This window comes from Microbispora corallina (assembly GCF_016863035.1).
Lineage (GTDB): Bacteria > Actinomycetota > Actinomycetes > Streptosporangiales > Streptosporangiaceae > Microbispora > Microbispora corallina.
This window is the reverse complement of sequence record NZ_BOOC01000043.1, coordinates 37064-58087: the sequence shown is the minus strand read 5'-3', so window position 1 is coordinate 58087 and position 21024 is coordinate 37064. Positions and strand designations below refer to the sequence as shown.

The 21024-nt window shown below is 73.3% G+C and carries 19 protein-coding genes and 1 pseudogene; 8 read left to right on the top strand and 12 right to left on the bottom strand.

From position 1 onward, the window contains the following. Positions 1 to 81 precede the first annotated feature (81 nt). Positions 82 to 3072, bottom strand: coding sequence for an AfsR/SARP family transcriptional regulator (locus Mco01_RS33120; RefSeq protein WP_204060767.1), 2991 nt, complete (start codon positions 3070 to 3072; stop codon positions 82 to 84). 262 nt (positions 3073 to 3334) lie between these two features. Here Mco01_RS33120 and Mco01_RS33115 point away from each other — a divergent pair, with 262 nt between their 5' ends. Beyond that, positions 3335 to 3865, top strand: coding sequence for a hypothetical protein (locus Mco01_RS33115; RefSeq protein WP_204060766.1), 531 nt, complete (start codon positions 3335 to 3337; stop codon positions 3863 to 3865). A gap of 90 nt (positions 3866 to 3955) precedes the next feature. Here the strand turns inward: Mco01_RS33115 and Mco01_RS33110 are convergent, their stop codons facing one another. After that, positions 3956 to 4627, bottom strand: a complete 672-nt coding sequence (locus Mco01_RS33110) for a GNAT family N-acetyltransferase (RefSeq protein WP_239104095.1) — start codon at positions 4625 to 4627, stop codon at positions 3956 to 3958. 211 nt (positions 4628 to 4838) lie between these two features. Further along, positions 4839 to 6431, bottom strand: coding sequence for an FAD-dependent monooxygenase (locus Mco01_RS33105; protein WP_204060765.1), 1593 nt, complete (start codon positions 6429 to 6431; stop codon positions 4839 to 4841). Positions 6432 to 6508: 77 nt separating this feature from the next. Here Mco01_RS33105 and Mco01_RS33100 point away from each other — a divergent pair, with 77 nt between their 5' ends. The 6 genes from Mco01_RS33100 (at position 6509) to Mco01_RS33080 (ending at position 12547) form a co-directional block, all read left to right on the top strand. Further along, positions 6509 to 7174, top strand: a complete 666-nt coding sequence (locus tag Mco01_RS33100) for a TetR/AcrR family transcriptional regulator (protein ID WP_204060764.1) — start codon at positions 6509 to 6511, stop codon at positions 7172 to 7174. 68 nt (positions 7175 to 7242) lie between these two features. After that, positions 7243 to 8001: a beta-ketoacyl-ACP reductase gene (locus Mco01_RS33095; protein WP_204060763.1), complete on the top strand. Its 759-nt coding sequence runs from the start codon at positions 7243 to 7245 to the stop codon at positions 7999 to 8001. A gap of 11 nt (positions 8002 to 8012) precedes the next feature. Further along, positions 8013 to 9026: an LLM class flavin-dependent oxidoreductase gene (locus tag Mco01_RS33090; RefSeq protein ID WP_239104094.1), complete on the top strand. Its 1014-nt coding sequence runs from the start codon at positions 8013 to 8015 to the stop codon at positions 9024 to 9026. Positions 9027 to 9136: 110 nt separating this feature from the next. Then, positions 9137 to 9835 carry a hypothetical protein gene (locus Mco01_RS33085; RefSeq protein WP_204060762.1) on the top strand — a complete coding sequence of 233 codons (699 nt, stop codon included), beginning with the start codon at positions 9137 to 9139 and terminating at the stop codon, positions 9833 to 9835. Next, positions 9832 to 11859: a sensor histidine kinase gene (locus tag Mco01_RS39420; protein ID WP_239104093.1), complete on the top strand. Its 2028-nt coding sequence runs from the start codon at positions 9832 to 9834 to the stop codon at positions 11857 to 11859. Before Mco01_RS33085 ends, Mco01_RS39420 begins: the two co-directional genes overlap by 4 nt. Before the next feature lies 1 nt (position 11860). Continuing rightward, positions 11861 to 12547, top strand: coding sequence for a response regulator (locus Mco01_RS33080; protein ID WP_239104092.1), 687 nt, complete (start codon positions 11861 to 11863; stop codon positions 12545 to 12547). Between the two features lie 25 nt (positions 12548 to 12572). Here the strand turns inward: Mco01_RS33080 and Mco01_RS33075 are convergent, their stop codons facing one another. The 9 genes and pseudogenes from Mco01_RS33075 to Mco01_RS33040 all read right to left on the bottom strand — a co-directional run bounded on the left by Mco01_RS33075 (position 12573) and on the right by Mco01_RS33040 (position 19751). Further along, positions 12573 to 12959: an SCO5389 family protein gene (locus tag Mco01_RS33075; protein WP_204060760.1), complete on the bottom strand. Its 387-nt coding sequence runs from the start codon at positions 12957 to 12959 to the stop codon at positions 12573 to 12575. 198 nt (positions 12960 to 13157) lie between these two features. Beyond that, positions 13158 to 14090 carry an ATP-binding protein gene (locus Mco01_RS33070; protein WP_204060793.1) on the bottom strand — a complete coding sequence of 311 codons (933 nt, stop codon included), beginning with the start codon at positions 14088 to 14090 and terminating at the stop codon, positions 13158 to 13160. Positions 14091 to 14201: 111 nt separating this feature from the next. Then, positions 14202 to 15680 (bottom strand): serine/threonine-protein kinase, encoded by a 1479-nt coding sequence (locus Mco01_RS33065; protein WP_204060759.1) that lies wholly within the window; start codon positions 15678 to 15680, stop codon positions 14202 to 14204. 53 nt (positions 15681 to 15733) lie between these two features. Then, positions 15734 to 16126: an RrF2 family transcriptional regulator gene (locus Mco01_RS33060; protein ID WP_204060758.1), complete on the bottom strand. Its 393-nt coding sequence runs from the start codon at positions 16124 to 16126 to the stop codon at positions 15734 to 15736. 3 nt (positions 16127 to 16129) lie between these two features. Then, a complete protein-coding gene (locus Mco01_RS40490) occupies positions 16130 to 16408 on the bottom strand; it encodes a TOBE-like domain-containing protein (protein ID WP_425560034.1) in 279 nt (92 codons plus the stop codon). Positions 16409 to 16444: 36 nt separating this feature from the next. Beyond that, positions 16445 to 17095 (bottom strand): annotated as a pseudogene (locus Mco01_RS33055) (sulfate/molybdate ABC transporter ATP-binding protein); the annotation flags it as partial. 5 nt (positions 17096 to 17100) lie between these two features. Next, positions 17101 to 17883, bottom strand: a complete 783-nt coding sequence (locus tag Mco01_RS33050; protein ID WP_036324681.1) for a sulfate ABC transporter permease subunit — start codon at positions 17881 to 17883, stop codon at positions 17101 to 17103. Next, positions 17876 to 18733, bottom strand: a complete 858-nt coding sequence (gene cysT / locus Mco01_RS33045; protein ID WP_204060756.1) for a sulfate ABC transporter permease subunit CysT — start codon at positions 18731 to 18733, stop codon at positions 17876 to 17878. Before cysT ends, Mco01_RS33050 begins: the two co-directional genes overlap by 8 nt. Before the next feature lie 10 nt (positions 18734 to 18743). Beyond that, positions 18744 to 19751 carry a sulfate ABC transporter substrate-binding protein gene (locus tag Mco01_RS33040; protein WP_036324679.1) on the bottom strand — a complete coding sequence of 336 codons (1008 nt, stop codon included), beginning with the start codon at positions 19749 to 19751 and terminating at the stop codon, positions 18744 to 18746. A 228-nt stretch (positions 19752 to 19979) separates the two neighbouring features. Between Mco01_RS33040 and Mco01_RS33035 the strand changes: the two genes are divergently transcribed. Then, entirely contained in the window at positions 19980 to 20972 is a 993-nt protein-coding gene (locus tag Mco01_RS33035; RefSeq protein ID WP_204060755.1) for a hypothetical protein, read from the top strand. Positions 20973 to 21024: the final 52 nt, after the last annotated feature.

Genomic DNA, 21024 nt, shown 5'->3' with positions numbered 1-21024 from the left:
GGCGCACGTCCGGCCGGAGACGACCGAGCGGGAGAGCAACCGGTGATCAACCACGTCCGGATGTCGCGCCTGGACGACGACCTACGTCTCGACCTGATCGACTTCCCGCAGGAGGGCCCGGACGTCGTCGGCCTCCGGGGAGCCGAGCCTGCCGAACAGGTCGAGGGCCTTGCCGAGAGCGTCCCTCCCCCGGGCGGTCTCGCCGAGCCCGAGGAGGGCCTTGCCGAGCGCGGCCAGTGACTGCGCCTCGCCGTACGGGTGGGTGATCTCGCGGCTGACCGTCAGCGCCTGCTCGGCGTGGCGGACGGCCTCGGCGTATCTTCCGGCGGCGATGAACGTCGCGGCGAGCCGGTAGCAGACCCGCTGCTCCCACACCCGCTGGTTGCTGGCGCGGAAGAACGCGAGACACTCGGCGTGGTGGACGACGGCCTCGTTGAGCCGGCCGACGAACGACAGCACGATGCCCAGGTGGTAGCGCGCCCGGGCGACCCCGGCGCCGCTGCCGATCTCGGTGAAGATGGCCAGCCCCCGCTCGGAGGCGGCGATGGCCGCCTCGGGGTGGCCGAGGCCGAGGTGGTCGCGGGCCGAGTAGCTCAGCACGAGCGCCTCCCCGGCGGGGTTGCCGACCTCCCGGTAGATCGCGCTCGCCCGGTCGAACCAGTCCAGCGCCTCGGTGTGCCGGCGCTGCCGGCCGGCCACGACCGCGAGCGCGTTGCAGGTCTCGCCGAGCACGACGTGGTCGCCGGTCTCCTCCCCGGCGTCGCGGGCCGCCAGGAACTGCCGCTCGGCCTCGTCGAGCCGGTTCGCCCCGAAGAGCACCCGGCCCAGCACGTACCGGCAGCGCATCTCGGCATGCCGGTCGCCCACGCGCTCGGCCGCGGCCAGCAGGGCCGAGCCGCGATGCTCGAACTCGCGCTGGTTCGTGCCCGACTCCAGCAGCGGCTCCATCGCGAGCAGCAGGTCGGCCGCGGGCAGCAGGTCGTCGCCGCCCGCCTGCGCCGCCGTCTGCGCGATCGAGGCGAACAGGTCCTCCGCCTCCACCGACAGCCACGCCACGGCCTCGTCGGCCGAGGAGAACGTGTGCCCCTGGACGCCGAGATCGACGAGGTTGTCGGCGATCGCGCTGCCCTCGTACGCGAGCCGGTGGGCCGACCGGGCCGAGGCGAGGTAGAAGCCCAGCAGCCGGCGCAGCGCGAGAGAGCGCGCGGCCGGCTCGTCCGCCTCCTCCGACTGCCGCCGGGCGAAGAGCTTCAGCAGGTCGTGGAAGCGGTACCGGCCCGGCGCGGGGGCCTCGAGCAGGCTCGCGTCGACGAGCGACTCCAGCAGGTCCTCGGCCTCGTATGGTGTGAGGTCGAGCACGGCCGCCGCGGCGAGGACCGAGATGTCCGAGCCGGTGGGCAGCGAGAGCAGGCGGAACGCCCGGGCCTGGCGCGGGTCGAGCTGGCCGTACCCGAGGGCGAAGGTGGCCGAGACGGCGAGGTTGCCGATCTTCATCTCGTCGAGCCTGCGCCGCTCGTCCGCCAGCCGGGGGACGAGGGAGGCGACCGTCCACGAGGGCCGGGCCGCCAGCCGGGCCGCGACGATCCGCACCGCGAGCGGGAGGAACCCGCAGGCCGCCACCACGTCCATCGCGGCGGCCCGTTCGGCGGCGACCCGGTCGCGCCCGGCCACGGCGGCCAGCAGCGACAGGGCCTCGTCGGGCTCCATGACGTCGAGGTCGATCAGCCGGGCCGCGGGCAGGTCCGCCAGCTTGCCCCGGCTCGTGATGATCGCGGCGCACCCGGCCGAGCCGGGCAACAGGTGCTCCACCTGGTCGGCGTCGCGGGCGTTGTCGAGCAGCACCAGCATGCGCCGCTCCGCGAGCAGCGACCGGAACAGCGCCGACCGCTCGGCGAGGCCGTCCGGGATGACGTCCACGGGGATGCCGAGGGCGCGCAGGAAGGCGACGAGCGCCGTCTCCGGCGGCGTCGGCTCGGCGCCGTAGCCGCGCAGGTCCGCGTAGAGCTGGCCGTCGGGGAAGGCGTCCTCGGCCAGGTGCGCCACATGGACGGCCAGCGTGGTCTTGCCGACGCCGCCGATGCCCGACATGGCCGCGACCGGCACGCCCTCGCCCGGCCCCTCGCCGCGCAGCAGCACGAGCAGGCGGTGCACGAGCCCGGTCCGGCCGGTGAAGTCGCTGACGGCGGCGGGGAGCTGGGCGGGCCGGGGCATCTCGATGACCGGCTCGTCCGGTTCGTCCTCCGGTGTGGAGGGCGCCTCCCGCACGGCCGCCGCCTCGCGCGGGAGGGCCAGCGAGGGGTCGGCCGCGAGGATGCGCCGGTGCAGCTCGGTGAGCTCGGCCCCGGGGTCGATGCCGAGCTCCTCGACCAGCGCGGTCCGGGTGTCGGTGAACACGGCCAGCGCCTCGGCCTGCCGGCCGCAGCGGTAGTAGGCCAGCATGAGCTGGGCGCGCAGCCGCTCGCGCAGTGGGTGCTCGGCCGTGAGCGCGATCAGCTCGGAGATCACCTCGGCGTGCCGGCCGAGCCGCAGGTCGAGGTCCATCAAGGTCTCGACCGCGCCCATGCGCCGCTCGACGAGCCGGCCGCGCTGGTGCTCGGCGTACGGGCCGACGGCGCCGACCAGCGGCTCCCCGGTCCACAGGCCCAGGGCGGCCCGCAGGCGTCCGGCCGCCTCCTCCAGGTCGCCGGAACGGCGGGCGGACTCCGCCGCCGCGCACTCGCGCTCGAAGACCCCGAGGTCGAGCCGGTCGGCGTCCAGGCGCAGGGCGTAGCCGCGGCCGACGGAGGTGAGCAGCTCGGGGCGGGTGCGGGGGGAGCGGCCGGGCTCCAGCACGGTCCGCAGCCGGGAGACGTAGGTGCGCAGGGCCCCCAGCGCCCGCGGCGGCGCGTCCTCGCCCCACACCCCGTCGATCATCTCGGTCGGCGTGACCGCGTGGCCCTCCCGAAGCAGCAGCATCGCCAGAATGGAGCGTTGCAAAGGCGTGCCGAGGTCGAGTTCGACCGCGTCGCGCCACGCCAGGACGGGTCCCAGCACAGTGAAGCGCAGGCCGTCCTCGGGGGCGTGACCGGGCATCTGACGTGTCTCCGTACCCGCGATCCCACCCTGACGTGCGAGATCGCCTCAATGGCAAGTTTTCCGACCAAATGATAGATCCAGGAACTCCGCTTCAATAGGAGTGATCGCGCTGTTAACGCCTCGTTCAGAATGATGAAAGCGACCTGCAAACGGGTTTCAGGCCGCTGAAAGCAGGTTGCAGGCGGCCCGGCCTATCACTGAGGTGCAACCCCGGAAGCACCCCGCAACGGGGGATCGTCCTCACCTCAGGAGAATCGAAATGCGTCGCTCCGTCCGCAACATCCTCGGTCTCGCCGCCGTCACCGCCGCCGTCGCGGTGGGTGTCCCGGCCCTGTCGACCGCCGCCAACGCCTCCACCGCGAGCGCGGCCTCCTCGCACTCGTCCGACTACGACGACTACTGGGGCCCGTACTGGTCCTCGAACCACCTCGCGAAGGCCAAGGGCTACATCGACGTCAACTACGACGACGACGAGTCCAACGCCGTCCACATCACCGGCAAGCTCTACGACCTCGACCACCGCACCTACGACGAGGGCGGCAAGTGCGCCTACATCAAGTTCCGCGTCTCGTCCTGGGACGACGACGAGGACGACTGGTCCTCCAGCATCAAGTCGTACAAGTACTGCGGCGCCGGCGGCTACAAGGCGATCAGCTTCTGGCGGTACGACGTGGCGCAGGTCCAGGCCAAGGTCTGCCAGGTCGGCCTGTACAGCAGCTACCCGGTCAAGTGCGGCTCGTGGCACGACCTCTACAACGCCTACGACGAGGACTACGGCTACGAGGCCTGATCCCTCCGACTGCGCGAAACCAGACGCGGCCCGTCCCCTCAGGGGGGCGGGCCGCGCCGTCGTCCGTGGTGATCCGTGTCCGTGTGGGTGTCAGGCCGCTTCCACGAGGCCGAGCCTCGCGCACAACCGTTCTCGCACCACGGGCCACTCCGGGCCGAGGATGGAGTAGTACGCCGTATCTCGGACCGTGTCATCGGCGCCTCGGCTGTCCGCCCGTCGCACACCGTCGAGGTGTGCGCCGAGGGCCTCGATGGCGGCCCGGGATCGGGTGTTGCGTACGTCTGCCTTGAGGGTGATCCGGTGCACCTGCCAGGTCTCGAAGGCCAGAGAGAGCATCAGGAACTTGCTCTCCCGGTTGACACCGGTCCCCTGGGCCGACGCGGCGAGCCAGGTGTACCCGATGTCCGCGACGGACGGGACCTCGCCCACCGCGCTCTTGGTTCCCGGCGGCCAGGGCATCGGGCCCTGCCAGTACTCCAGGTTCATCAGACGGGTGGCACCGACCACGCGGTCGGTGTGCAGCCACCGGATGGCGAAGGGCACCGAGCGGCCCTCCGCCTGCTCAGCCAAGGCGGCCTCCACATAGGAGACCATCTCTTCCCGGCCAGCGGGAACGCGAGTGAAGGCGTACGTAGAACGGTCTTCACGCGCCGCGGCGACGAGGTCGTCGATCACCGCGAGGCTGAGCGGCTCCAGGCGCACGGAGCGCCCGGACAGGGTGACAAAAGCGGGCATGAGCACATGATGGGGGCTGCCGAACACGCCTGATGCCAAATGACACGAGACATCTTGGGGGGACCTGGGTTAAATGGCACCAGGGCCGGTGAAACCGCAGGTCACAGCCATGATCGCGGAGCGCGCCGAGGGCTGCTCCGGGTAAAGATTCGGTCAACGATCGACAAGCCCGGACGGACCGGGCGATGACGGGTCGAAAGCCACCGCCCGGTGGGCCTTTACCCCGCCCGGCCGGGGGTCATCCGACGCCCCCGCCCACGGTCGCGGGAGCGCCGAACCAGGTCGCGAGAGCCCGTTCCAGGCCCGCCGGATCGGGGGTGTCGGCCGCCCAGGCCACGTACCCGTCGGGCCGCACCAGCACGGCCCGGGGGGCGTCCTCGTCCTCGATCGGCGTGCCGATCACCGTCACCCGGTCGCCGTCGATCGCGGGCAGCGGCAGTCCGGGCGGGGCGATCAGCAGCGCGCGGCCGCCGCGGAGGTGGTCGGCCAGGCGCGACCCGTCGGCGAGCGCGAAGTCGGGCGCGCTGCGGCCGGTCAGCGGGTGGTCGCCGGGCAGGTCGTACCGCTGCCAGACGCCGGAGATCCGCTTCACCACATGCGTGGTCCCGGCGACGGTCGCGAGCAGGTCGTCCACCACGGCCCGCAGCGCGCGGGCGTGCGGGTCGGGCCGCATCAGCGCGATCTGGGCACGGGTCCAGTCGAGGACCCACGCCCCGATCGGGTGCCGCTCCGCCGTGTACGTGTCGAGCAGGGCCTCGGGCGCGTGTCCACGGGCGACGGCGGCCAGCTTCCACCCGAGGTTCATCGCGTCGCCCAGCCCCAGATTGAGCCCCTGGCCGCCGAACGGCGAGTGGACGTGGGCCGCGTCCCCCGCGAGCAGCACCCGGCCCATCCGGTACGTCGTGGCCTGCCGCGCGTTGTCCGTGAAGCGGGTGGCGGTGACGACGGCCTTCACCACGACGTCGGCCCCGGTGACCCGGCGGATCGACCCCTGGAGCTCCTCGGCGGTCACGGGGCTCGTGCGGTCGGCCGGGTGGCCGTCGAACTCCACCGTCAGGATCCGGCCCGGCACCGGGCCGTGCGTGTAGACACCGGTGGGCGTGGCGTTCCAGCCGAGCCGTAGGTCCTGGGTGCCCTCCATCTCCGCCAGCGCCTGGTAGGCCGTGATCTCCGGGCCGGTGCCGGGGAAGTCGAAGCCGGCGAGCTTCCTGACCGTGCTGCGGCCGCCGTCGCACCCGACGAGCCACCGCGCCCGGACGCGCTCGCCGCCGGCCGTCACGGTCACGCCGTCGTCGTCCGCCTCGAACCCGGTCACCTCGACGCCCCGCCGCACCTCGGCCCCCAGCTCGGCGGCGCGGGCGCCGAGGATGCGTTCGAGATCCTGCTGGGCGACGAGGCCGACGCCCGCGGCCGGACCGAGACCGCCCAGCTCGGGGTCGGTCTCGTCGAGCAGGTCGCCGCGGAGCATGATCCCGGCGAAGTGCCCGGCGAACCGCGGCGGTGTCCTCATCGGTCCGTCTCCCGGCGCCCGGTTGTCTCCAGTTGCGGCCGGGCCCTCCCCGGACGCCTTCTCGGGAGAGCGTCCCCGGACGAACTGCGTCATCCGGGCGATCGTCTGGTCGTGGGCCTCCTTCAGCGCGGGCAGGAGGCCGCGCCGGTAGAGCGCCACCACGCTCGGCGCGTTCAGCGCGCCCGCCTTGATGGTCGGGTCCACCTCGGTCAGGCGCTCCAGCACCAGGACCGAGGCTCCGCCGAGCCGGAGCTCGCACGCGAGCATCAGCCCGACCGGCCCGCCGCCCGCCACCACCACGTCCACGTCGTACCCCGTCATGCCGTCCCCTTCGACTCTTCGTACATCGACTAGAAACTTACGTTGAATAAAAGTTTTTAGCAACTATAGTGTTCGCCATGGCTCAGGAGATGGGACTGCGGGAACGGAAGAAGACGCAGACCCGGCAGCTGATCTCGGACGTCGCGTCGGGGCTGTTCATCGTGCGGGGGTTCGACAACGTCACGGTCGCCGAGGTGGCCGAGGCGGCGGGGGTGTCGACGAAGACGGTGTTCAACTACTTCCCCCGCAAGGAGGACCTGTTCCTCGACCGCTTCCCGCAGGCCGTCGAGCTGGTCACCGCCGCCGTGCGCGGGCGCGCCGAGGGGGAGACGCCCCTGGCGTCGCTGCGGCGGCTGTTCGTCGGGCTGCTGGAGGAGGGCCATCCCCTCGGCGGAATCGGCGCCGGCTACCAGCACTTCTGGCACGTGGTGGCCGAGTCGCCGTCGCTGCGGGCGCGGGCGCGGGAGTTCGGCGAGGAGATGGAGGACGTCGTCGCCGGCCTGTTCGCCGAGGCCGCCGAAGCGGCCGGGCATCCGCCAGGCGACCCCCGTCCCCGGATCGCCGGGGCGCTCGCCGTCGCCGCCTACCGGGCCGCCTACCTGGAGGGTGCCCGCAGGATCATCGCCGGGGAACCGGCCGAGGACGTCCGGCGGGACCACATCGTGCTGGTCGGCCGTACGTTCGACGCCCTGGAGGTCGCGGTGGCCTCCCTCTACGCGAGCCCGGTCCGTCCCGTGGCATGACGGCACCGCGGCGGTCGCGGGGAGTAGGTTTCTGCGTGATCGGGCTTCGGGGCGAGGAGGGCTTTGTCATGTCCAGGTTCACCGGCAAGTACGCGCTGGTCACGGGCGCGGCGCGGGGCATCGGCGCCGCGACGGCGCGGCGGCTGGCGACGGAGGGGGCCGTCGTGGGCTGCGTCGACCTGACGGCCGCCCGCTGCGCCTCGATCATCGACGAGATCGCGGTCACGGGCGGCAGCGCCGCCGCCTTCGGATGCGACGTCTCGGACTCCGGCCAGGTGGAGGCGCTCGTGTCCGACGTCGTCACCGAGTTCGGCCGGATCGACGTGCTCGTCAACAACGCCGGCATCACCCGCGACAACCTGCTGTTCCGGATGTCCGAGGACGACTGGGACAAGGTGATCGACGTCAACCTCAAGAGCGCCTTCCTGATGACGCGGGCCGTGCAGAAGCACATGGTCGACCAGCGGTCGGGCGCGGTGGTCAACATGTCGAGCCGGTCGGCGCTGGGCAACCGCGGCCAGGCCAACTACGCCGCCGCCAAGGCCGGCATCCAGGGGCTCACCGCGACGCTCGCCCTCGAGCTCGGGCCGTTCGGCGTGCGGGTCAACGCGGTCGCGCCCGGCTACGTCGCCACGCCCATGACCGAGGCCACGGCCGTACGGGTGGGCGTGACGCCCGAGGAGCACCAGGCGGCCGCCGCGCAGGCCATCCCGCTGCGCCGGGTGGGCCAGCCCACGGAGATCGCGGCCGTCGTCGCCTTCCTCGCCTCCGACGACGCGTCGTACGTCAGCGGCCAGACCGTCTACGTCAACGGGGGCGCGCGCTGAGCCCCCTTCGGGTGGGTGTCTTCCTGATCGCGGCCGGGTTCCCGGGCACCGACCCCGGGGACGTGCTCCGCCACACGGTGGAGGTGGTCGAGGCGGCGGAGCGCGCCGGGTTCGACGACGCCTGGATCGCCGAGCACCACTTCATGACGTACGGCGTCTGCCCCTCGGCGGTCACGCTCGCCGCCGTCGCGCTGGGCCGCACCTCGCGGATCACGGTCGGGACCGCGGTCAGCGTGCTGCCGGCCCAGCACCCCGTGGCGCTCGCCGAGCAGGCGGCCGTGCTGCACCACGCGTCGGGCGGCAGGTTCAGGCTCGGGGTGGGACGCGGCGGGCCGTGGCTGGAGCTGGAGGTCTTCGGCACCGGGCTCGCCCGGTACGAGAGAGGCTTCCCGGAGGCGCTCGACCTGCTGTGCGAGGCGCTCTCCGGAAGGCCGGTGTCGGCGGACGGCGACTTCTTCCGCTTCCGCGAGGTCCCCGTGGTGCCGCCGGCCCGGATGTCGCCCGTCGTCGCCTGCACCTCGGACGCCACCGCGCGCCTCGCCGCCCGGCGCGGACTGCCCATGCTGCTCGGCATGCACGTCGGCGACGAGGAGAAGGCGGACATGGTCGCCCGTTACGACGAGGGCCGCGAGGGCGTCGGCAGGCCCCCGCACCTCCGGGAGGAGGACGCCCGGCCCGCGCACATCGCCGCCGCCGTCTGCCACGTGGCCGACAGCACCGCCAGGGCCGTACGGGAGCTGAAGGAGGCGCTGCCGCGGTGGCTCGAGCCGGGGCTCGCCGGTTACGTGCCGGTCGACGGGCGTCCGCGGCCGCGGCGCGACGTCCCCGCGTACGTGGACCTGCTGTGCCGGATCCACCCGGTGGGCTCGCCGGAGCACTGCGTGGAGAAGATGCGCGCGACGGTGGCGAGGACCGGGCTGCGGCACCTCGTGCTGATGGTCGAGGGCACGGGCTCGCCCGCCCGCACGCTGGAGACCGTCGCGCGCCTCGGGGCCGAGGTGCTCCCGGCCCTGCGCTCCGCCTGAGCGGCGCGCTCCCGGCCCGGGACGGGACACCGGGCCGATGTGGCCGGGACAGGTCCCGGTGGACCGTTCTGCCACTCGGCCGGACCACGGCCGTCGCGAACGGAGCTCCCATGACATCTCTCGACACTCCCGTCCGAACGATCTCGCCCGCCGCCACCTGGAACGGCGCCGCCCGCGTCGCCGGCGCGACGACCCTGGCCCTGTCCGGGCTGCTGTGGGCCGCCGCCGACCTCATCGAGCCGGATCTCGACGGCGCGGCCTCGTCGGCCTGGACCGCCGCCCACCCCGGCCAGGCCGGGATCGCCCTCACGGCCGACATGCTCGCGACGCCCTGCCTGCTCGGCGCGACCGCCGTCTGGTTGCTGCTGTCCCGCCGCCGGTCTCCGCGGCTCGCCTGGGCCGGGGCCGTGCTCCTGGTCCTCGGGCTCACGGGGCAGGCCATGATCGCCGGGGTGGAGATGGCCGCCCAGATGGTGGCCCGGAGCGGAAAGATCGACGCCGCGGCGTTCTCGGCGGCGCTGGGCGACGGCCCCGACGGGTCGCTGCCGGGAACGGTCTTCACGGTGATGTTCTTCGCCGGGGCCTTCGTCGGTATCGTCGTGATGATGGCGGCCGTATGGCGCTCCCGCGCCCTCCCCCGGGCGGCCGCGGCACTGCTGGTCGCCTTCCAGCTGACGCAACTGGCGGACCCGCCGTTCCCGAGCACGCTGATCGCGGCCGCGGGACTGGTCTGGATGGCGGCGGCGCTGCTGCGCACGCCCGTGGCGGACGATTCGGACGGCCGCGGCGGCGTGACGGAGCGGCCATGACCTCTATCGGCCCGGCGGCGGTCGCCGTCCACGCGGACGCCGGCCGCCGGGCCGCCCGGTCCACCGTGGCCCTGTCCCTCGGCGTCGCCGCCGTGGTCGAGGCGCTGCTGTGGGCCGTCCTCGCGCGGGTGAACGGGCAGACGCCGGCGCGGCTTGTCGCGGCGAACGAGGTGACCGGGGCCGTCGTGGCCGTGTCCTTCGGCGCCGCCGGCGCCGTTGTCGTGCGGGGCCGGCCGGGCCACGCGCTGGGCTGGATCCTCGTCGCGGAGGGACAGCTCCAGGGGCTGTCCGTGCTCGGCGCGCAGTACGCGCAGCGGACTCCGCCGCCGCCGCTCGCGGCCGTGGCCGCCTTCATCGGGGGCTACGTGTGGTTCCCCGGGATGCTGCTCGCGGCGGCGTTCATCACCCCGCTCTTCCCCGACGGGAGGGTCGCCTCGCGGCGGTGGCGTCCGCTGCTGTGGGCGGGGGTCGTCGCCGTCGCCTGTGGCACGGCCGCGATCGTGATGTCCGGCGCGCCGATGCGGGAGGAGTTCCCGCGGTGGAGCGATCCCCTCGCCCTGCCTCGCGCGGCCGAACCGGCGCTGACGGCGGTGGCGGCTGCTTCGCTTGCCCTGGCGGCGGCGTGCGGTGTGGCGGGCGCGGCGGGACTGCTGCTGCGCATGCGACGGGCGGACGGGCCCGAGCGGCGCCGCATCGGCTGGTTCTTCGTCCCCTTCCTCGTGGGCCTGCTGGCACAGCTGGTCCCGGGCCACTCCGGGCTGCTCCCCGCCGCGGCGTGGGGGTTCTTCCCCATCGCCCTGGGCGTCGCGACGGTCCGGCACGGGCTGTTCGAGGCCGACCGCCTGCTCGGCCGCACCCTGGTGTACATCGCGCTGACCGTCCTGATCGCCGGGGTCTTCGGGCTGTTCGTCGGTCTCGCCTCGACCGTGGTCGGAGGCGGGGGCACCGGAGCCGTGGCCGCCGCGGTGGTGATCGCCCTCGGGCTGTCGCCCGCCAGGGCGCTCGTCCAGCGGACCGTCGACCGCCTCCTCTACGGGCGCAGCCGCGACCCCTACACCGCGATCACGGATCTGGGGCGCCGGCTCTCGGGGGCCATCGCGCCCGACGAGGTGCTGCCGATCATCGTCCGGACGGTGGCGACCGGTCTGCGCCTGCCGTACGCGGCGGTGACCCTTGAGGGCGAGGACACCCCCGCGTCCCGGTACGGCGAGCCGCCCGCCGATCTCGTCGACCTGCGGCTCCGGCACGCGGGCCAGGACGTGGGGCGCCTCACGATCGGGCTGCGCGAGGGCCGGCGGGGGCTCGAACCGGCCGACGAGCGTCTCCTGCACGACTTCGCCCGGCACGCGGGCGCTGCGGCCGACGGCGTCCGGCTCACGCGTGATCTGCGGCGCTCCCGCGACCGGGTGCTGGCGGCCCGGGAGGAGGAGCGGCACCGCATCCGCAGGGACCTGCACGACGGCCTGGGCCCCACGCTGGCCGGCGTGGCTCTGGGCCTGGGCGCGGCACGCCGGGCCGTCGGTGACTCGGGACCGGCCGACCTGCTCGGACGTCTGGAGTCCGAGGTGCTGGGCGGCCTCGACGAAGTCCGCCGCCTCGTCGCCGACCTCCGTCCAGAGGGGCTCGCGGACCTCGGGCTCGTCGCGGCCCTGAGACGTCACGCGGACACGTTGTCGGCCCGGACGGGCGGCGCGCTGACGATCACCGTCACGGTGTCCGGCGACCTGCCCCCGCTCGTCCCGGCGGTCGAGCTCGCGGCCTACCGGATCGCGCTGGAGGCGCTGACCAATGTGGCACGGCACGCGGACGCCCGCGTGTGCGAGGTCGGCCTGGCGGCCGAGGCGGGCATGCTCAGGCTGGCCGTACGGGACGACGGGACCGGGGTCGAGCCGGAGCGGACGGGGCGGGGCCTCGGGCTGCGGTCGATGGCGGAGCGGGCGGCCGAGCTCGGCGGCACGTGTGAGGTCGGCCCGGCCGGCGGCGGCGGCACACTGGTCCTCGCGACACTGCGGCTGGAGGGATGAGGTGGCGAACAGGGAGCCGATCAGGGTGCTCATCGCCGATGACCACCCCATGTTCAGGTACGGCCTGCGGGCGGCCCTCGCCGACGTGGACGGGCTGGTCGTCGTGGGGGAGGCGGCGGACGGCCGGGCGGCCGTCGAGCTCGCCGCCGACCTGGGCGTGGACGTGGTGCTGCTGGACCTCGACATGCCGGGCATGAACGGCGTCGAGGCGATCGGGGAACTGCGCAGGCGGCTTCCCGAGGTGGCGGTGCTGGTGCTCACGATGTTCGACAACGACGAGTCGCTGTTCACGGCGATGCGCGCGGGAGCCCGGGGCTATCTGGTGAAAGGCGCGGAGCAGGAGCACATCGTCCGGGCGGTCAGGACCGTCGACCTCGGAGAGGTGATCTTCGGTGCCGGTGTCGCCGAGCGGGCCCTCGCCTACTTCGCCGCCGCCCCCGCCGGAGGCCGGGCCGCCCGGCCCCTGCCCGAGCTCACCGACCGGGAGGTCGAGGTGCTGCGGCTGGTGGCAGACGGGCTGAACAACGCCGAGATCGCCCGCCGTCTCGTCCTCAGCGAGAAGACCGTGCGCAACCACGTCTCCAGCATCTTCGCGAAGTTGCGGGTCGACGACCGGGGGCAGGCCATTGTCAGGGCCCGGCGGGTGGGATTCGGCTCCGCCGAGCCGGGACGTCCGGGGGCGGTGTGAACCGGGCCACCGCCCCCGGCGCCGGTCAGCAGTCGACGAGGTCGGGCCTCTGGTTCAGGATCTGGGCGCGCGGCGTCACGAACTCGGCGTGGGCGGCCGCGGCGGCCGGGTGGAACACCGCCACCCGGTGGCAGTTCTGGAACGCCAGCCGTACGCCGAAGTGCCGTTCCAGGGCGCCGCGCATGGCGTCGCTCGCCAGGCACCGCAGGAGCTGGCCGCGGGCGGCCTCGTCCGGCGGGGGTACCTGGTTGTCGGCGAACTCGGCTCCCGTGCGGCCGCGCCGCTCGACGAGCTCGCTGATGACGGCCCAGGCGTACGGCAGCGAGTCGCGGACGCAGGCGACGAACGCCTCGTCGTCGACCTCGCCTCCACGGGCCTGGCCGAGCAGTCCGGCGGGAACGGTCAGTGACATGGGTTCTCCTCTCCGAGGGACGGACATGACGGTGGTTCCGAGGGGGACCGCCTCCATCTGATGCGGAGGCGACGTCGGTGGGCGCCGGCGGCACAGCGGCGGCGGCGGCGCGAACGGGCGCGGCGTCACGGCGGCGTCACGGCGGCGGCGGCTCAGCGGCGGCGGCTCAGCGGCGGCGTCGCGCGTCAGGGCGCGGCGTCAGGGCGCGGCGACCGCGGGGCCGTACACGAAACCGGGGTCGATCTGGGCGGTCAGGTCCTCGCCGGCGGCGCGGTTGGCCCACGTCAGGGCGTTCCTGCGGTGGAACTCGGCCGCCTGCCTGCCGAACCTGTCCCAGTCCTTCGGCTGGCGGTCGAGGCGGTCGAGCAGCGCGCCGAGAGCGCGGAGGTTGGCGGGTTCGAGGTCGCCCAGCGCGAACGGCCGCCCCTGCTCCAGCGCGCGGACGGCCGGGGAGTGCTCGAACCACGTCAGCAGGGCGTCGCCGACGTGCTCGCGCAGGAAGTCGACGTCTCCGGGCGACTGGACCTTGTTGCCGACCACGGCGATCGGCACGTCGAAGCCGGCCGCGTGGTCGCGGTACTGCCGGTAGACCCCGACGCCCTGCCGCGTCGGCTCGGCCACGAGGTAGGTGAGGTCGAACCGGGTGAACAGGCCGGAGGCGAACGAGTCGGCGCCCGCCGTCATGTCCACCACGGCGTACTCGCCGGGGCCGTCGACCAGGTGGTTGAGGAACAGCTCGACCGCGCCGACCTTCGAGTGGTAGCAGGCGACCCCCAGGTCCTCCTCGCCGAACGGGCCGGTCACCATGAGGGACACGCCCGCCACCCGGCAGGACGGGAAGAACGGGTCGCCGAGCCTGACCAGCCGGGAGCCGCGGCCGGGCGGGGTCGTCTTGACCATCGACGCCGCGTCGCGGATCAGCGGGTTGTCCCCCCGCAGATAGTCCTTGATCTCGGTCAGCATGCCGCCGAGCGGTCGCGGGATCTCGGCCGCGCCCAGCGCGAGGCCGAGGTGCTGGTTGATGTCGGCGTCGATCGCGACCACCGGACCGCGCCGCGCCGCGTAGCGCGCGAACAGCGCTGACAGCGTCGTCTTCCCGCTCCCGCCCTTGCCGACGAAGGCCACCCGCACGAGAGTCTCCTCTAGTCTGGTCATGAAAACCGTTGTCACTTTCATCGGGAATCATGGCACAGCGCGACCCCCGCCGGGGTGCGGACGCGGCGGGGGAAGAGGAAAGGATTGTCAGGCGGGCGGCTGGAACATCTGGAACGCCTTGACGAGCGTGGGACGCAGCCGGTCCCAGTCGGCCGCCGTGGTCGTCCAGGTGAGCACGCTCGTCGTCGTGGGCGTGGAGATCACCCGGCGGTACTGGTGGTAGGCGACGCCTTTGCCGAGGTGGTCGGGGGCCGACGCCTTCCGCTGGGTCCAGGAGAACTCCCAGTCGGCGGCCGGGCCGTACGGCGTGGTGGTGGACCTGAGCCGCAGCTTCCGGTAGCCCTTCACCGTCGGGTAGAGGATCGCCTCGGCCTCGTGGAGCGCTCCCAGGGGATCGGTGCCGCTCTGGGCGGTCACCTCAACGGTGAGCTGGGCCGCTCCCCGCGGGTCGAGCCAGCGGACGGCGTAGTCGCCGTCCTCGCGGGTCCAGCCCTTCGGCACGGCGGCCCGCCAGCCCGCCTGCGCCGCGTACCACTTCAGCTTCAGCCGGCGCGCGGCGCTGGGGGACGGCGAGGGTGACGGCGCCGCCGGGGTGACGGCGGCGGTCGCGGCGAGCGGCTGCTCCGGGACGGCGGACGCGCCGGAATGCGGCCGCAGCACGGCCCAGCCGCCCACCCCGCCCGCGACCAGCGCCGCCAGGGCGACGCCCGCGAGCAGGCGTGTCCGGCTCTCCCGGACGCGCGGCGCCGGTGGCGTGGGCGGCGGCTCCAGGGCCGCGAGGGCGCGGTTGGCCTCCTCCGGGTCGAGCCTTTTGCGCGGGTCCCGGGCCAGCAGGCCGGACACGACCGGCCGGAGCGCCTCGGGTACCTCCTCCTGCGCGCGGGCGCCGGGGGGCCGCCCGGTCAGGGCGAAGTGCAGGGTGGCGCCGAGCGACCACAGGTCGGCCGGGGCGGTGAGCGGGCCGCCGTCGGCCCGCTCCGGCGCGAGGAACGCCACCACGCCGCGCGTCGCGCTGACCGGTTCGCCGTGGGCCGGCGACCGCTGCGCCGAGGTCCGGGCGAAGGCGGGATCGGCGGCCAGCGCCGCGACGCCGAAGTCGGCGAGCAGCACCCGCCCGTCGTGCGCGATCAGGACGTTGGACGGCCGGACGTCGCCGTGCCGTACGCCGTGGGCGTGGGCGTGGGTGAGCGCGGCGAGCACCTTGCGGGCGATCGGCGCCGCCGCCTCGGGCGCGAGCGGCCCGTCGCTCGCCACGAGCCCGTCGAGCGAGCGGGAGCGGACCAGCTCCATCACCACGTAGGGGACGCCGTCCTCCTCGGCCACGTCGTACACCGCGGCGACGTGGGGGTGGCGCAGCCGCTCGGCGTGCCGGGCCTCGCGGGCGACGCGCTGGGCGAGCTGGAGCCGGCGGGTCTCGGTCAGCCCGTCGGGCAGCAGCACCTCCCGGACGGCGACCGGACGGTCGAGCAGTGTGTCGTGGCCCTCCCAGACGATGCCCGTCCCGCCGTGACCGAGGGCGCGCACCAGCTGGTACCGCTTGACGATGAGCTGCCCAGCAGTCCCCATCCCGCCCTGCCTCTACGCCTGGCACATTTCACTGATTGCGGAGTCTTCCACAACTAAAGGGGCGGAAGTGAACCACTGGCGATATGCGCCAGGGTGATCTCCGTGAGCGTCGCGTGCTCGTACTCGCGCAGCGCGCTCCAGACGTTGGCCAGGGGCCCGGCGACGCCGGGGAACCGCTCGCTGTCCTGGGAGACGCCCTCCACCACCACGATCACGTCGGCGAGGGTGATCTCCGTGGCCGGCCGGGCCAGCCAGTAGCCGCCGTCCGGGCCGCGCTGGCTGTGGATCAGGCCGGCGCGGCGCAGCTGGAGAAGGATGTTGTCGAGGAACCGGCGGGGGATGTCCTGGGCCGCCGCGATCTTCTCGGCGGGGACCGGTCCCGGCGGCGCCGCCGCGAGTTCGGCGGCGGCGCGCAGGGCGTACTGCGTCCGGGCGGATAGCCGCATCTGTCACACGGCGCTGAGAGCCAGGGATCGGGCGCCGGGGGCGGGCCTGACGACGACGGCGTCCCCCGGTTCGAGCCCGAGGCGGTCGGCGAACTCCCGGGTCACCTGGACCCAGGCCTCCTGGCCGCCGACCTCGACCTCCACTCGCACCTCGAAGCCGAGCCGTACGACGCGGGAGACGGTCGCGGGGGTGCCGCCCTCGATCGGGTCGACGCTGATCTCGATGTCGTGCGGGCGGACGAGGCTGCCGCCGATCTCGGTGACCGGGCCGAGGAAGCGCATCACGAACGGGTTGGCGGGGTTGTCGTACACGTCGGCCGGGCTGCCGACCTGCACCACCTCGCCGTTCGCCAGGACCACGATCGTGTCGGCGACCTCGATCGCCTCCTCCTGGTCGTGGGTGACGAAGACGGTCGTGACGTGCACCTCGTCGTGCAGGCGGCGCAGCCAGGTGCGCAGCTCCTTGCGGACCTGCGCGTCGAGGGCGCCGAACGGCTCGTCGAGCAGCAAGACCTCGGGCTCCACGGCGAGCGCCCGGGCCAGGGCCATCCGCTGGCGCTGGCCCCCGGACAGCTGCGAGGGGTAGCGGTCGGCCATCTTCTCCAGGTGGACGAGCTCCAGCAGCTCCATGACCCGCTTGCGGATCTCGTCCTTGGGCCGCTTGCGGATCTCCAGCCCGAACGCCACGTTGCGGAAGACGGACAGGTGCTTGAAGGCGGCGTAGTGCTGGAAGACGAAGCCGACGTTGCGTCGCTGCGGCGACAGCCGGGTCGCGTCCACGCCGGAGATGCGGACGGTGCCGGTGTCGGGCTGCTCCAGCCCGGCGATGACCCGCAGCAGCGTGGACTTGCCGCCGCCGCTCGGGCCGAGCAGTGCCGTCAGCGACCCGGACGCGACGTCGACGGACACCTCGCGCAGGACGGGCGTCGTCCCGAACGACTTGTTCACGTCTCGTACTTCGATGGCCATGGGCGTCAATCCTTCGGGCGCAGGAGCTTGGTGAGCAGCAGGGTGACCACCGCGATGAGCGCGAGGGCGGTCGCCGCGGCGAACGCGGCCGGCTGGTCGAAGTTCTGGAAGCGCTCCTCGACGAACAGCGTGAGCGTCTGGGTCTGGTCCACCAGGCGGCCGGAGACGACCGCGACCGCGCCGTACTCGCCGAGGGAGCGGGCCAGGCAGAGCACCACGCCGTAGCCGAGGGCCCAGCGGATGCCGGGGAGGGTGATGCGCAGGAACGCCTGGAACCGGCTCGCGCCCAGCGTGTGCGCGGCCTGCTCCTGCTCGTCGCCCAGCTCCTCCAGCACCGGCACGACGGCCCGTACGACCAGCGGCAGCGACACGAACACCGTGGCCAGCACCATCCCCGGCGTGGAGAAGATCACCTGGATGCCCCAGCTCTCCAGCAGCCCGCCGACCGGGGCGAACCGGCCGTACACGAGGATGAGCGCGAGCCCGACGACCACCGGCGAGACGGCCATCGGCAGGTCGATGAACGCGTTGAGCAGCCTCTTCCCGGGGAACGAGTGCCGGACGAGCAGGATCGACACCCCGATTCCGAACAGGGTGTTGGCCACCACGGCCCAGACGGCCACGGTGAGCGTGACCTGGAACGCGTGCAGGGCCGACGGCGAGGTCAGCGCCTCGGCGAACGGCCCGAACCCGTCCCCGAACGTCCGCCAGACGATCAGCGCGACCGGCAGCACGAGCAGGAACAGCAGATAGACGAGGGCGAGCGCGCGCAGAGCGTACTTAGCCACGGCGGTTCCCCCAGCGTTGCAGGAGATCGAGCGAGATCAGCGCGACCAGGGCCACCACGAGCAGCACGGTCGAGATCGCCGCCGCACCCGTGGTGTTGTCCCCCTCGATCTGGCTGAAGATGTTCACCGCCGCGACCTGGGTCTTGAAGGGGAGGTTCCCCGAGATCAGGACCGTCGAGCCGAACTCGGCGATCGAGCGGGTGAACGCGAGCGCCGTGCCGGACAGCATCGCGGGCACCAGGTTGGGCAGGATGATCCGCCGGAAGATCTGGAACGGCCCGGCGCCGAGGGAGGCCGCCGCCTGTTCCATGTCCGCGTCCAGTTCGAGCAGCACCGGCTGGACCGTCCGCACGACGAACGGCAGCGTGACGAACAGCAGCGCGAGCATCACGCCCGCCCTGCTGTACGCCAGGTTGATCCCGAGTGGGCTCTCCGGGCCGTACAACGCGAGGAGCACGAGGCCGGCCACGATCGTCGGCAGGGCGAACGGCAGGTCGATGACGGTGTCGACGACCGCCTTGCCCGGGAAGCGGTCGCGGACCAGCACCCAGGCGATGAGCGTGCCCATGACGAGGTTGATCAGCGCGACGATCACCGAGGCGCCGATGGTCAGCGTGAGCGCCGCCCAGGCGTCGGGGGTGGTGACCGCGCGCCAGAAGTAGCCGGGGCCGTGGTCGGCGGAGCGCCAGACCACCAGGGCCAGCGGGATCAGCACGATCAGGCTCAGGTAGAGCACCGCGGCGCCCAGGCCGGTCGCGGTGCCCCCGGAGAGGCGCGAGCGCGGCCGCGCCCCCGCGCCGGGCGTGGAGCCGGGCGCGGGGGCGGGCCGGAGTGCGGTGTCGGTGGTCATCTGCCGGAGGTCACTTCTCCGTCGCCACTCCGAGCTTGCGCTCGATGTCCGCGACCTTGCCCGTCGGGTCGAACAGGTTCTTGGTCACCGCGTCCCAGCCGCCGAGGTCCCGGATCGTGAACAGCTGCGGGGGAGTGGGGAAGTCGAACCCGCTGATCCCGTCGACGACCGGCCGGTAGCCGTTCTTGGCGAAGATCGTCTGGGCCTCGGTGGAGTAGAGGTACTTGAGGAAGGCCGCGGCCTCCTTCGGGTGGGCGCTGTTCTTCGTCACGGCCACCGGGTTCTCGATGAGGATCGTCGAGTCGGGGACCGTGTAGTCGATCTCCTGGTGGTTCTGCTGGGCGAAGATCGCCTCGTTCTCGTACGTGAGGATCGCGTCGCCCTTGCCGCCGGTGAAGGTCTGCAGCGACTTGCGGCCGCTGTCGTCCTGGACGGGCACGTTCTTGAGGAGGGCGTCGAGCCAGGAGAGCCCGGCCGCCTCGTCGGCGCCCTTGTTCGACTTGGCGCCCCAGCCGGCCAGCAGGTTCCACCGCGCGCCGCCGGAGGTGAACGGGTTGGGGGTGATCACCTCGACGCCCGGCTTGACCAGGTCGTCCCAGGTCTTGATGTTCTTCGGGTTGCCCTTCCGGGTGCCGATGACGACGACCGACTTGGTCAGGATGCCCTGGGTCGGGCCCGAGTTCCAGTCGGGGGCGACGAGGCCGGCCTTGACGAGCCGGGTGATGTCGGTCTCCAGCGAGAACTCGACGATGTCGGCCTTGAGGCCGGACGCCACGGCCCGGCTCTGGTCGCCGGACGCGCCGAACGACTGGGTGAACGTGATGTTCTTGCCCTCCGGCGTCTTCTGGAACGCCGCGATGATGTCCTTGTACGCGGCCTGCGGAGTCGAATAGGCGACGAGCGCCAGCTGGACCTTGCCGTCCCCCCCGGCAGAGCCGTTCCCTCCCCCGCAGGCGGTGACCAGGGCGGTGGTGGCCACGGCGGCGGCCGCGATTCCCCTGAGCCTGCGCACTCTCATGCCCGTCTCCTTGTATTCCTACTTAATCAGTCGGGTTCGTCGTTATTAAAGGCCCTTCCGACATTCCCGTCAAGTTGAGTGGGTTTTCGTTATCGGGCTGTTCCCCGGACGCCGGGTGTGCGCTCTCGTACAACTGAGCCTCCAGTGATTGTTGTGAAATTTCCAGACATCGGCTGTCGGAGAGTGCTATTAACGATCGCTAGCGATGACGCGAGAGGAAGGACCTCCATGCTCGACCCCGAGGACCCTCGCGAGGAGACCGGCCCGCTCGTCCGGCCGTACATCCCCGTGGGGGGCCGGTACGGCTCCGAGGCCGACAGGTTCTGGTCGGAGGAGCTGGACGACGCGGCCGTGAGCAGGAGGGCCGCCGACCACGCCCCCCGCGGCGGCGACCTGCTCTCCGAGGACTGGACCCCGGACGACGCGGGCGGTCACGACGACGGTCCCGGCCGCCGCCCGGACGACCGAGCCCGCCCCGACGACGCCGGCCCCCGCGACCTCGACGACGACCTCGACCGCGACGACGACGTGGACGGGGCTCCGCAGGACGCCTCCTACGAGGACGACTCCTACGAGTCCTACGAGTCCTACGAGGACGACGGCGGTCCGGCGACCGACCAGGACGTGATGCGGTCCGCCTGGCACGACCGCGAGGACGGCGGCTCCGGCGGCGGCTTCCTCGGCGCGGGCTGGCGCAACAGCCCGGACGACCCCGAGGAGGTGGAGGAGTCGCGGCGGCGGGGCGTGCTGGTGCGGGCCGGTGTGGCCGCCGTCGCGGTGCTGGGCGTCATCTGGGCCCTCACGGCCTGGGTCGGCCAGCCGTCCGCCTCCTCCTGCCCGTCGGGACCGGGCTGCGCGGCCGAGGCGCCGGCGCCGCCCGTCGCGTCCCCCTCGCCCGTCGAGTCAGGGCCGAGCGCGGAACCCGGCCCGACGGAGTCGGTCGCCGCCGACCCGGACGTGACGCCCTCCGCGCCGCCGAAGGCCAGTCCGCAGGCGCCCCGCCCGCGGACGACGGCGCCCACGAGCCGGGCGAGCGCCACCCACCGGGCGACCACGTCGCCCACCCACGTCCCGACCTCGCAGCCGCCGGTGTCGGCGGAGGACCCGTCGGAGCCGACGCCGGATCCGGTCACCTCGGCGCCTGCGCAGCCGACGTCGGCCCCTGCCCCCACGCAGGACCCGCCGAAGCACAACGGCGGCCTGTTCGGCTGGCTGTTCTAGGACGCGGAGCCCGGGTCCGCGGCAGCGGACCCGGGCCGCGACGGCGTCCGGC